This is a genomic window from Psychrobacter sp. CX18 (assembly GCF_057396215.1).
In genome coordinates this window covers 1-12189 of the sequence record NZ_JBXYJH010000001.1, presented here as the reverse complement: position 1 = coordinate 12189, position 12189 = coordinate 1, and the positions used below count along the sequence as shown (strand labels likewise).

The 12189-nt window shown below is 41.4% G+C and carries 12 protein-coding genes; 8 read left to right on the top strand and 4 right to left on the bottom strand.

Annotated elements, in window-relative coordinates:
• Window positions 1-26: 26 nt before the first annotated feature.
• From pstA to phoU, 3 genes are all read left to right on the top strand, one after another.
• Entirely contained in the window at window positions 27-926 is a 900-nt protein-coding gene (gene pstA / locus AC2SLT_RS00060; protein WP_486545159.1) for a phosphate ABC transporter permease PstA, read from the top strand.
• A gap of 71 nt (window positions 927-997) precedes the next feature.
• Complete coding sequence (gene pstB, locus AC2SLT_RS00055) at window positions 998-1909, top strand: phosphate ABC transporter ATP-binding protein PstB (RefSeq protein WP_486545157.1); 912 nt, start codon at window positions 998-1000, stop codon at window positions 1907-1909.
• Between the two features lie 380 nt (window positions 1910-2289).
• Window positions 2290-3081: a phosphate signaling complex protein PhoU gene (gene phoU, locus AC2SLT_RS00050; RefSeq protein ID WP_486545156.1), complete on the top strand. Its 792-nt coding sequence runs from the start codon at window positions 2290-2292 to the stop codon at window positions 3079-3081.
• 127 nt (window positions 3082-3208) lie between these two features.
• Here the strand turns inward: phoU and AC2SLT_RS00045 are convergent, their stop codons facing one another.
• From AC2SLT_RS00045 to argH, 3 genes are all read right to left on the bottom strand, one after another.
• Window positions 3209-3361 carry a hypothetical protein gene (locus AC2SLT_RS00045; RefSeq protein WP_486545154.1) on the bottom strand — a complete coding sequence of 51 codons (153 nt, stop codon included), beginning with the start codon at window positions 3359-3361 and terminating at the stop codon, window positions 3209-3211.
• Between the two features lie 63 nt (window positions 3362-3424).
• Complete coding sequence (locus AC2SLT_RS00040; RefSeq protein WP_486545152.1) at window positions 3425-3718, bottom strand: oxidative damage protection protein; 294 nt, start codon at window positions 3716-3718, stop codon at window positions 3425-3427.
• A gap of 208 nt (window positions 3719-3926) precedes the next feature.
• Window positions 3927-5402, bottom strand: a complete 1476-nt coding sequence (gene argH / locus AC2SLT_RS00035) for an argininosuccinate lyase (RefSeq protein WP_486545150.1) — start codon at window positions 5400-5402, stop codon at window positions 3927-3929.
• A gap of 570 nt (window positions 5403-5972) precedes the next feature.
• On the opposite strand from argH, the gene hemC reads away from it, so the two are divergent.
• The 4 genes from hemC to AC2SLT_RS00015 all read left to right on the top strand — a co-directional run bounded on the left by hemC (window position 5973) and on the right by AC2SLT_RS00015 (window position 9604).
• The gene (hemC, locus tag AC2SLT_RS00030) at window positions 5973-6977 is read left to right on the top strand and encodes a hydroxymethylbilane synthase (protein ID WP_486545148.1); all 1005 of its coding nucleotides are present in this window, start codon (window positions 5973-5975) and stop codon (window positions 6975-6977) included.
• Window positions 6978-7171: 194 nt separating this feature from the next.
• On the top strand, window positions 7172-8131 hold the full coding sequence (locus AC2SLT_RS00025) for a uroporphyrinogen-III synthase (protein ID WP_486545147.1): 960 nt from the start codon (window positions 7172-7174) through the stop codon (window positions 8129-8131).
• Window positions 8132-8153: 22 nt separating this feature from the next.
• Window positions 8154-8624 (top strand): acyl-CoA thioesterase, encoded by a 471-nt coding sequence (locus AC2SLT_RS00020; RefSeq protein ID WP_486545145.1) that lies wholly within the window; start codon window positions 8154-8156, stop codon window positions 8622-8624.
• Window positions 8624-9604: a hypothetical protein gene (locus tag AC2SLT_RS00015; RefSeq protein WP_486545144.1), complete on the top strand. Its 981-nt coding sequence runs from the start codon at window positions 8624-8626 to the stop codon at window positions 9602-9604. The genes AC2SLT_RS00020 and AC2SLT_RS00015 overlap by 1 nt, the downstream gene beginning before the upstream one ends.
• 36 nt (window positions 9605-9640) lie before the next feature.
• Here the strand turns inward: AC2SLT_RS00015 and upp are convergent, their stop codons facing one another.
• The gene (gene upp / locus AC2SLT_RS00010; RefSeq protein ID WP_486545143.1) at window positions 9641-10279 is read right to left on the bottom strand and encodes a uracil phosphoribosyltransferase; all 639 of its coding nucleotides are present in this window, start codon (window positions 10277-10279) and stop codon (window positions 9641-9643) included.
• Between the two features lie 215 nt (window positions 10280-10494).
• Here upp and AC2SLT_RS00005 point away from each other — a divergent pair, with 215 nt between their 5' ends.
• Complete coding sequence (locus AC2SLT_RS00005; RefSeq protein WP_486545640.1) at window positions 10495-11130, top strand: DNA glycosylase; 636 nt, start codon at window positions 10495-10497, stop codon at window positions 11128-11130.
• Window positions 11131-12189: the final 1059 nt, after the last annotated feature.

Below are 12189 nucleotides of genomic sequence, written 5' to 3'. Positions count from 1 at the left end.
GATAGATATTTAGCAGGAATAATATTATGACAATGAATTCAAGTTCAACACCAGTAGCCAGTCGTTCAACCAGTTTTGAGCAGCGGATGAATAAGTCGCTATACTCGAAGCGTAAGTTTTATAACGTATTAGGTCTTATCTTTGCTTTTTTAGCGATGGGGTTCGGTCTCATATGGTTAGGTTGGATTCTGATTGATCTACTGCGTAATGGTATGGAAGCGATGTTAACGATGCCTATCTTCACTGCAGATACGCCACCCCCAAATACAATGGGTGGTTTGCGAAATGCAATCGTAGGCTCAATCATGATTGCGGGTACAGGTCTATTGATAGGCGCACCTATCGGACTCATGGCTGGCGTTTATTTAGCAGAGTTCTCTCAAGGCTCATGGCTTGGTAAAGCCACTCGATTTATTAATGATATCTTGCTATCTGCACCTTCTATCGTGATTGGTTTATTCATCTTTACGTTAATGGTGAATAACCGCAGTTTCTCAGGTTGGGCGGGCGCTATTGCATTATCACTCATTATCATTCCTGTTGTGGTACGTAGTACCGAAACCATGCTGAACTTAGTTCCAAACCAATTACGTGAAGCCTCCTATGCACTAGGTGCACCAAAATGGAAAGTGGTGACGGCGGTCACTATGAGTGCTGCAAAATCAGGCTTAATTACAGGTGTTCTTTTAGGCTTTGCACGTATCACCGGTGAGACCGCACCTTTATTATTCACAGCACTGAACAACCGATTCTTTAGCTGGGATATGGGAAGTGCGATGGCTAACTTACCAATGACCATTTATCAATTTGCTGCAGCTCCCGATGACACACAAAATATGATAGCATGGGGCGGAGCACTGCTTATCACATTTTCAGTATTGGGTCTTAACATCATTGCACGCATCGTTGGGCGGGATAAAAAGTAAGCTGACACATTGTTGAAACGTGTAAATTGATTATTGACCAACATTTATTAAAGAGTTTAAAAGGTAGTATTATGACTGATACAATTGAAAAGAAAGTAGTGGTAAAAGATACTCAAGCCTCAAGCGAGAGCATGCTTGATCAGCCAATGGAGACAGGTAATCAACAAGAACAGCCTGATACGTCTTCATTCACAAAGCAAACAGTCGCAGATTTGCCAGACAATATGCCAGAAGCAAAAATGCAAATTCGTGATTTAGATTTCTTCTACGGTGATTTTAAAGCCCTAAAACAAATCAACATCGACATACCTGAAAAGAATGTCACCGCTTTTATCGGACCGTCAGGGTGTGGTAAATCGACTCTATTACGTACTTTTAACCGTATGTATGATTTGTACCCTGGTATGCATGCGGAAGGTAAAATCCTTCTTGATGGCAAAAATATCTTAGATAAAGACGTTGATGTTAATTTGTTACGTGCGCGAGTGGGTATGGTATTCCAGAAGCCAACGCCATTCCCAATGTCCATTTACGACAATGTAGCATTTGGTGTGCGTTTATACGAAAAGCTAAGCAAGTCAGAGCTTGATGATCGTGTTGAATGGGCTTTGAAAAAGTCAGCCTTATGGCCTGAAGTAAAAGACAAGCTTAAAGCTTCAGGTTTGTCATTATCTGGCGGACAGCAGCAGCGTCTATGTATTGCTCGCGGTGTAGCAACAAAACCTGAAGTATTGTTGTTAGATGAGCCAACATCGGCACTAGATCCAATTTCAACCGGTGCGATTGAAGATCTGATTGAAGATTTGAAACATGATTATACTATCGCGATTGTAACGCATAACATGCAACAAGCTGCTCGTGTTTCTGACTATACTTGCTATATGTATCTTGGCGATATGGTTGAGATGGGTGAAACCAATCAAGTATTTACCAACCCAGCTCAAAAAGCGACTGAAGACTATATCACCGGTCGTTATGGCTAAAATTGAATTGGGTTTGGTTCATCACTCAACTCTTCAAGCCAGATACTGACTAAAATAAGGTATCTGGCTTTCTGGTTTTTGGGGTGGGTTAAATGGTGCAGTCACTTAAATCTTAAAAACTTAAACCTTTTCTATAAAAAAACCTATCTTTGTCAAACCTGCCTAGTCCACAATGGGTAGTACTTGCCAATATAACGTTTATTTTTCTTTATATGTTAATTTTCAAAAATGGTATATTATTTTATCGTTTAAAACTACGACTATCAGGGTGATAGATTGCATACTATGATGGCATAGGTTTAATATACTTAGGGATAGATAGTCCGAATTTACCAACACTTTGAACAATAATTAAAAATAATTATTAAGGATATACATCCATGCCAGTTAATGAAAAACATTCGTCACGCAGCTTTGATAATGATTTAAATGAATGTTTAGATTTATTCATGCATATGGGAAATATGGCTGCCGATCATGTCACGCTTGCCACTCATGCCTTAATTGACAGTAACGAGGAAGTAGCTGTTAAAGTAATAGATGATGATAATGAGATCAATCAGATGGAGATAAAGGTTGATGAATTGCTAATTTTATTGGTAGCAAAGCGTCAACCGGCCGCTAATGACTTACGTTTAGTGATGGCGATGACCAAAGGTGTTGTGGATATCGAGCGTATTGGTGATGAAGCCAGCAAAATCGCTCGTATGGCAATTCAGTTGAAAAAAGAAGGCGTATCACCACGCGGCTATTCAGAAGTTCAACATTTATCAAATCAAGTTCGTTTAATGCTATTAAATGCTTTAGAGGCGTTTTCACAAATGGATCCTGAAAAAGCTTTTGCCGTCATGCAAAGCGATGAAAACGTCAATGTAGAATATCAATCGGCATCTAGAGCGTTAATGACTTATGTTATGGAAGACAGCCGTCATGTCTCAAAAGTGATCAATATCTTATGGGTGTTACGTGCTTTAGAGCGTATTGGCGATCACGCCCGTAATATCGCAGAATTGGTTATATACTGCATTAGCGGGAAAGATGTCCGTCATACCGATTTTTATACCATAGAGCAAGCGGTACAACTGGCTACTGATAGTATTGCAGCACGCAATGGAGATAATGGCACTGTGCCTCCTAAAATTGAAGGTGGCAACAAACCGAATGAGGATTAATCTTTGAGTTTTAAAGCCCTTATTTATAGACCATAACGTTTGATAACATCTTTAGAGCGCCAACGGTAGCAAGATACTTGTGACTTTCTATTTCAGTGAGTCCTGCCCCCGTATCGACAATCCACGATTAATGGTTTTTAATATCAGGAATGATATCGATGCAAGACAGGCGCTTCCTATTCTCTAATTTATCCTTCCGATCGGGGTGTTCAATGCGACGACGCACAATAGAGTCATGAGCATTTTGAACAAGCTCTCGCAGAGCACCAGTCTCACGCATAGCAAAAGTAGGGATAGAGGGTGTCAGTGAGTCCTTTATTTAGTAAAAGTTACTTAATGTCACCTATTTAGTCTCAGGTGACCAGCCTTCTGGACGTTGGTAATCTTCATTATCCAAGAACTTTTCACGCTGCTCATTGATGAACTTTTTAGCTTCTGGATCAATCATACTTAAGTGATTTTCATTGATTAACATGGTTTGCAGTTCTTGCCATTCATCCCATGCCTTTTTAGAAACGGTATTTTGAATCTCTTCGCCTTTCTTATTCGGGAAAGGTGGGTTTGGCATTTTAGGTAACTCTTCTTTATATTTACGGCAAAACACCAAGTTTGCTTTTGGATCAAAAGTAGCTGTCATGGTTTTATCCTATTATGACAAATGTGAATGAAGTCTATCCGTTGTTAATCAGTCAGTCTGCAAATCAAATACTTAACCGGCTTTAATCATCAAGGTTCTTTAATTATCAGCGTTCTTAAAGTTTCAGCGTTCTTAAAGTTTCAGTTTTTTAAGTTTCAGTTTTTTAAGTTTCAGTTTTTTAAGTTTCAGTTTTTTATGTTTCAGTTTTTTATGTTTTAATGTTGTATTTTTCAAGACGTTTACGACCTCGAGCAACTGCTTGCATAACCTGATTTGGCGCAGTCCCACCAAGATGGTCACGAGCAGCAAGCGAGCCCTCTAAAGTCAAGTAATTAAAGACATCCTCACCGATAGCATCGCTAAACTGTTGTAACTGAGCAAGCTTTAATTCGCTAAGATCAACGCCCTCTTTGATGGCCAGCGCGACCGCATTACCAACCACTTCATGGGCATCACGGAAGGCCACACCTCGGCGAACTAAATAATCTGCTAAGTCTGTTGCCGTGGCATAGCCTTTCATGGTTGCCGCTCGCATGTTGTCTTTATTGGGCGTGATATTGGGAAGCATATCGACAAAAGCAAGTAGAGAGCCGGTTAAGGTATCGACACAGTCAAATAAGGGCTCTTTGTCTTCTTGATTGTCTTTGTTATACGCCAGTGGTTGATTTTTCATGAGAGTAAGTAGGGTAATCAGTTGACCAAAGACGCGGGCCGCTTTACCACGTACCAGCTCGGGCACATCTGGGTTTTTCTTCTGCGGCATAATGGATGAGCCGGTGCAGAAGCGGTCTGGAATCTGCACAAAGCCAAACTGAGCCGACATCCATAAGATAATCTCTTCACTCATACGGGATAAGTGCATCATTAAGATAGAGGCCGCAGAGGTAAACTCAATCGCAAAGTCTCTGTCTGAAACAGCATCTAATGAGTTTTCGCAAATACCTTCGAAACCTAATAACTCAGCGGTGATGGTACGATCAATAGGGAAAGTAGTACCCGCAAGGGCAGCACTGCCTAAAGGCATTTGATTAATACGGCGACGGGCATCAATAAGACGCTCGGTATCTCGGTTTAACATCTCAAACCATGCCATAACATGATGACCAAAGCTCACAGGTTGCGCCGTTTGTAAATGAGTAAAGCCTGGCATAATGGTCTCAGTATGTTGCTCTGCCAACCCGAGTAGTCCAGATTGCAACTTGACCAATAGCTCGACAATATTATCAACCTCTTCACGTAGCCAAAGGCGAATGTCTGTCGCAACTTGGTCATTACGGCTGCGTCCTGTATGTAGCTTTTTACCAACTGTACCGATGATATCGGTTAAACGTGACTCTACATTCATGTGCACGTCTTCAAGCGCAATCGACCAGTTAAATGTACCATCATCGATTTCCTGTTGAACTTGATGTAGGCCATCGATGATGGATTTGACCTCATCAGAGGTTAAAATATTACAGCGACCTAACATGGTCGCATGAGCGATCGAGCCTTGAATATCATGTCTGGCAAAACGCTGATCAAACCCAACAGAGGCTGTAAAAGCTGCCACAAAGCTGTCAGTCGCTTCGCTGAAGCGTCCGCCCCACATTTGTTGACCTTGCTGGCTTTGTTGGGGTGCGGTTGTACCTGATGTGTTTGATTGGTTTGTTAAGTTGTTAATAGAGTCGTTATTGTCAGTCATATCAGTTAAAATCCAGTAAAGTACATCGAGCAAATAGTTTATCAAAGGCAGTATAGCAAAGGACAAGGTGGCGGTGCTAGCTAAGCGGCTTTAATTAGTAAAACAGTTTGAATTACTAAAACGATTTGTTATCAGCTAAATAGTTTGATTTAGCAAAAGAGTTTGCATCGAGTTTAGAATACCATTAGTTTGTAACACACTTAATTGCTTATTAATTATTTGTATCATCCTATTATAGCCAAAGAAGCCTAAAATGGTTACGAGGCAACCGAGTGCAAGTACTAAGTGCAAAGTACTACTATAGTAGGCTTAACGAGGTTAACACTGTAACCGTTTAGTAGTTCGCTAACTATAGCTGCATCGTTAAGCATTCCAACATTGCATCACTGTAATAATGATTGATTTATAATTAAATAATGCGCTTTATACTTTAATTTAACTTGCCTTGTTTTGTCACGTACATTGAATACTTCTATTAACCTGTCTATTATTACTCATATTGTTTGTTAACTTCTTGATTAACAGTAAGTAAACTTGATCCCCCTTATAGAACCCTAAGAAAAGAATTTTATGACCAAATCAGCGCATAGTACCGAGTTAAAAACCCTAAAGATTGCCACCCGTAAGAGTCCATTAGCCATGTGGCAAGCAGAGCATATTAAGTCACGGTTAGAGTCTTTATACCCTAATTTAGAGGTCAGCTTAGTGACGATGGTCACCAAGGGCGACAAAATCTTAGATACGCCACTGGCAAAAATTGGCGGCAAAGGTCTCTTTGTTAAAGAGCTAGAGCAAGCTTTATATGATGGGCGTGCCGATATTGCGGTGCATTCTTTAAAAGATGTGCCGATGCAGTTACCCGAAGGCTTAATGCTGGGCACCTATTGTAAGCGTGAAACTCCAACTGATGCGTTTGTGTCGAATCTATATGATAATTTAGACGCTTTGCCACAAGGTGCTATAGTCGGTACAGCAAGTCTGCGTCGTCAATGTCAAATAAAAGCCTATCGTCCTGACTTAGTGATTAAATCCTTACGGGGCAATGTACAGACTCGCCTAAGCAAGCTTGATGCAGGAGAATATGACGCAATTATCTTAGCCACTAGTGGCCTCATTCGCAGTGAGCTTAGTGACCGTATTAAAGAAGAGATCGATATTGAAGTCAGTTTGCCTGCGGTAGGGCAGGGTGCACTTGCTATCGAATGTCGCAGCGATGATAAAGCGGTACTTGACTTGTTAAAACCACTAAATGACGGTCAAGCCCGAATTCGTCTGAAAGCAGAGCGTGCTTTAAACCGTCGTCTTGAAGGCGGCTGTCAGGTGCCTATCGCGGCCTTTGCCGTCATTGAAAAAAAGTCTGAAACCTCTAATGCCAAGACATTATGGCTACGGGGGCGCGTCGGCTCAGAAGATGGTCAGACGTTACTCAAAGCAGACAATCGCGTGGTCTTAAGTGGTAATCAGGCAGATCGTGAAGAGCAAGCGGAACAGTTAGGCGTTGAGGTTGCAGATCAGCTTTTATCTATTGGGGCTGAAGATATCTTAAAAGCTATCTATACTGATAAAAACAAGTAAGTCTGACAAAATTAGGCAGACAAAAAAGAGTCAGATAGCTTTTTTAACAGTTAATTCCTTAAAAATGACTTCTTTAATAATTTGTCAGTAGTAATTTGTCAGCAATAATTTATCAGTATCGGCATTATAAGGTCTTAATTGCTGTTGTTGGTGTCAGTCCTAGTCATGATTTCAGATGGGTTTAATGTGGTGCTATGATATTTATCAACACTCGTCCTGCTAACCGCGCGCAAGCTTTAACCTCCGCTATGCAGGATAAAGGCATGACTGTCTTAGAGCTGCCACTATTAGAGCTAGTGCCTGTTGCTATTAGTGATGGCGAACATCAGCATCAACAAGACTTCTGTCAGCAACCAGATAGTTATCAAGCCTTAGTTGTAGTAAGTCCTACTGCAGCACGGCTAGGTCTGGCTTCATGCCCTCAAAGCTTTGTACCAAAATGTCCTGTTATTGCGGTAGGTCATGCGACAGCCGAGGCGCTACATGTTGTAGGCTGGCAGGTTCAATGTCCTGATGAGTATAGTAATGAAGGTATGATGCGTATGCCTGAATTAAATACATTGGCGCAGGGTGATAAAGTTCTGGTTTGGCGCGGTCGAGGCGGACGACGACAATTGGTCCATTTCTTACAAGGTGAAAAAGTGACCGTCGATGCTATTGAATGGTATCAAAGACGCTGTCCCCCAGACGCCTTAGAGAACTTTCAAGCCATGCAACGTGACATTATCAAGTCAAACGCAGTATCTCAACATTCACCTGCACCGACTTCTGAGAAAAGCAACAGTCATCAACATGACACTATCCTCGAAGAGGATGGCGCTTTCGGTTTTCAAAAATATGAAAAACCAGTAGTACTAATCAGTAGTGGTGAGGCTTTTACCAATTGGCGTTTGTTAGTTACTGAGCAAAACCAATACATACAACACCAACGCGCACAACACCAACGCTCAAAAACCCCTACTTTCCAGGACAGCCATCAGCCTACTGATTTAAAACCTGCGGATATTGAATTAAGCAGCTTCAACTATCTAACCTTTGGCAAACGCTTAACCCAAACGTTGCAGGATTTAGACTTAACGTGTGTGCGCATTGAGCATCTTGATACCGATGAAGTTTGGCGCGGAATAGCCTTTATACAATCAAATTATAATTAATGTCATTAGGATATTGAACACCATGAGCATCCCTAACAATACCGAAAATTTTGAAACCCCTGATGAGTTATCTAAATTCGCCAGTGTGTATGTGCAACCCGTGATTTGGAATGACATGGATGCGTTTAATCATGTTAATAACGTTGTTTATTACCGATATGCCGAGTCAGCTCGTATTAACTATCTAAACCAAACTCAGGCTTTTTCAGACGACGCAACGAATGTGTTAGCCCAGTCAAGTTGTACTTATCTCAAGCCTGTGGTATATCCCGATACCTTGCTTATTGGCGTACGGACCAAAAAGCTTGATAACACCAGTGTGGTGATGGAGTACCTTTATTACAGTACGGCGCAGCAGGCAGTCGTGGCGACAGGCGATTCGGTGATGGTGAGACTTAATAAAGACGCCACATCAAAAGAGCCTTGGACTGAAGCCGAACGTCAGACGATTCTCGCTTTTGAACAAAGCGCGGGTCATATCCCAGAACAGTAATGTTTTCCTTTTTCCAAACACAGTCTAACCCCCAGACTACTCCTGTGCTGCCGCATCTTGATCAGAGTCTTTATCCTATGCAGTGGCATGGGCAGGACGTTGATTCTGCGCAAACCCTATTATTCCATAGTTTAAACAATAGGGTTTTAAACAAGCAAGCGTTAAATAATTTACAGTTGCGCAGCTTAGATCTTAATGATCTCAATGCTGAGTTAGATCTAAATGAGGACTTTAAAAGTCCTGAGGCTGAGTCTGACTTGCAGGCTGATAGACAGCAAGCGTTTGCTCAAACGCTAACTTCTGAGCAAACGCTGTTTAGCCAGCATCTGCAGGATAATGAGGTGTATCAAGATTGGATAAACTTTACAGTGTTTGGGCGTTATGTTCAGCGCAGTTTTAGTGCCTTTTATCGGCAACAAGAAGATGTGTTTAATGCTGATATGCCAGAGCTATTAAGGCATGAGCTTATGCGCCATACCCAGCGGCTGCCCATAGATCAAGTATTGTTTAGTGGGGGTCAATTGCCGAATACCGTGCGTCAAGAAAAGCTATTAATGACCACTTTAAATCCATTTACGGCAATCATTGATGCTTTAGGTGGTATAAACTCGGCGCTTCATCAAAAAGTGAATCAAGTGGTTCATCAGGCTGAACATCACTCTGGTTTGCACACTAGGCTAAAAACTAAAACATCTGACGCCAATAGACGACAGCCGATTCAAGTTAGTCAAGCTGGCCAAGTCAGGCAACTAAAGCCAGCGCAGCCGTTTATCATTAATATTATTAGCGTGACGTCTGATGCTGTAAACGCCTTTGCCATAAAGCACAACAAGCGGACCCGGGAAGGACTTCGCAACGAGGTCATGATTTTGGATTTCAAATGGCTAACGCTAATCAAAGAGGAGCCCTTTTCGAATAATCCTCAATCAGATAACGCTTACCCAGCTCATGGTCTACTCAGATACTACAAGATAAGTTAGACGTTTTTGGCGATTCATTAACCCCAACATGAAACCTTATTTTGTGCCAAATATCTTATCGCCTGCATCGCCAAGACCGGGGATAATATAACCATCTTCATTAAGATGACTGTCCAAAGAGGCGGTATAGATTTTGACATCTGGATGTGCCTCATTGACTAAACGCACACCTTCAGGCGCTGCAACCAATACCAAGGCTTTAATATCACAACAGCCTTTTTGCTTTAACATATCGATGGTCGCAACCATCGAGCCACCAGTTGCCAACATCGGATCGATAATAAGGGCAGGACGGCGGTCTACATCCGACACCAGCTTTTCAAAAAACGGAACGGGTTGTAGCGTCTCTTCATCACGTTGCAGACCCACCACAGAGATTTTAGCTGTAGGGATCAAGTCCAATACCCCGTCGAGCATACCAAGACCGGCTCGTAAGATTGGGACCACCGTGACTGTTTTACCAACGATTTGCTCACCCGTAATTTCAGTACCATCCCAGCCTTGCATGGTGATTTCTTCGATTTTAAAATCACGACACGCCTCATAAGCCATCAAGCGAGCAAGCTCTTTGGTCAACGTCCGAAACTTATAAGTACTACAGTCTTTGGCGCGAATTAAGCTTAGTTTATGGCGTACTAAAGGGTGGCTAATGATTTCAACATTTAACGTGTTCATAAGACCTCTTGGACGGGGGTAAAATTAGGGTGCACTATATTTTAGCGTTAGTCTTAATAAGTTAACGCTTTATAACTTACGTTAATTATAGCAATAAAACAAAAGCCACTGACACACTTCACCGTTTAGATAGGCTAAGAAATACAATATCGAACCTCACCTATCAAACTTCATATAGGAGTAAAGCATTGAGCGACCCAAAAGATAACCTTGCCATTGATTCAGTTGACAACTCTCACAGCGAACAACCGGTCGAAAGTCACCCCTTTGGCCCCGTGCTTCCTAGCGATGCCACCATTATGATGATGGGCACCTTTCCCCCTACCTCAGACAAATGGGGCATGAGCTTTCACTATCCAAACTTTTACAATGACATGTGGCGCATCTATGGGCGCGTCTTTTTTGAGGATGGGGATTACTTTCGTGATGGTGACAACAAAGCCTTTGACCCTGAGCGCATCCAAGCATTCATGCACCAGCGAGGTATCGCCTCTTGCCCGACGGTTAAAAAGGCCATTCGTGAACAAGGCAACGCCGCTGACAAACACTTGAGCATTGTTGAACCCGTTGATTTAAAACAAATTCTACATCAAGTCCCAAAGGTGCATACCCTCTTTACCACAGGCGGCAAGGCGACCGAAATTCTGATGGGGTTATTAGCGGAGGAACAGGGCAAACCTATTCCAAAATCCCAAATCCCAAAAACCAATCAATACATAGCGTTTCCCTATGCAGGACGTGACTTGACGCTGTATCGCTTACCATCTACCTCCCGCGCTTATCCATTATCATTGGATAAAAAAGTCGACGCATATCGAACATTTTTTCAGTGCGTAGGCAAAATAGAATAGTGTGCAAATTGAAGTACACGATAACTACACGAAAAGTGCCATAAGTAGCTCATCCCGCTTTTTGCTACTATCTGGGTGTGCATAAGGCAATGTGCTACGCTTTACCTCGTTCCTGCTTCGCGATAACGATTTAAAGCAAGCACCTTTGCCTTATACTCCACCCAGTATAGCCGCTGCAATCGGGGCTAGCGGTGCCATCAAATACGCAACACGATGTATCGTAGTTATTATAACGCTATCTTTAATAGCTTTTACTACTTTGAAAGTATGCTTATTCATAAGAACTATAGAAAAGAAAATGAGAGAAAAACTGAAGGTGTTTGTTCAAAGGAGGGGACGGGCAGCTCAATAATATAACAATACCTCATGCTCAACCCTTAACGTAGGCTGTGATTTTAGCCCAGTATTTTTGATTAAAGATCTTGATTTACTGGGCTAAAAGCACCAGCCTACTGTGAAATTTAAAAAGTTAAGAACGGGGTAACGATGTAAATAGATATAGTTGCGAAATTAGCACGTAAATAAGAAGGTTATAAGCTTAAAGTATTGATTTAAATTAATTTGTATAAAAGCCTTGACCAATGTTAAAAACGCTCTATAATACGCCACCTGTTTAAGAGAACAAGAGGGTAGTAAAAACCATTTTGTTCATGGATTAGTTTGCTAGATATCTGTTCAAAGATTCGTTTTCGAACATAAGGTATTGAAAAGCCATCTTAACAAAAAGTAAATTAAATCAAAAACTTCTTGACAGACAAAATAAACTGCGTATAATACGCACCTCATCAAGGCAATGAAGAATAAATACAGGCTTAACAACCCACATTTATTGCTCGTTAATTTGATAAACGATTTAAAAACAGCTTGACAGTTATTTTATATAAGATATACTAGACGGCTCGCTAAGTAAAAACGACTACTCGAATTGAGAGAGTTTTATTGAACTTAGTACAACTTACCTTGGACGACAAGATAAGTCAACTATTTAAAAGCTAAAATCAAAGAACAACTTGTGTGGATTTTTGCTGATTTAGGATGCTGAGAAATTAAAGTTGGGGT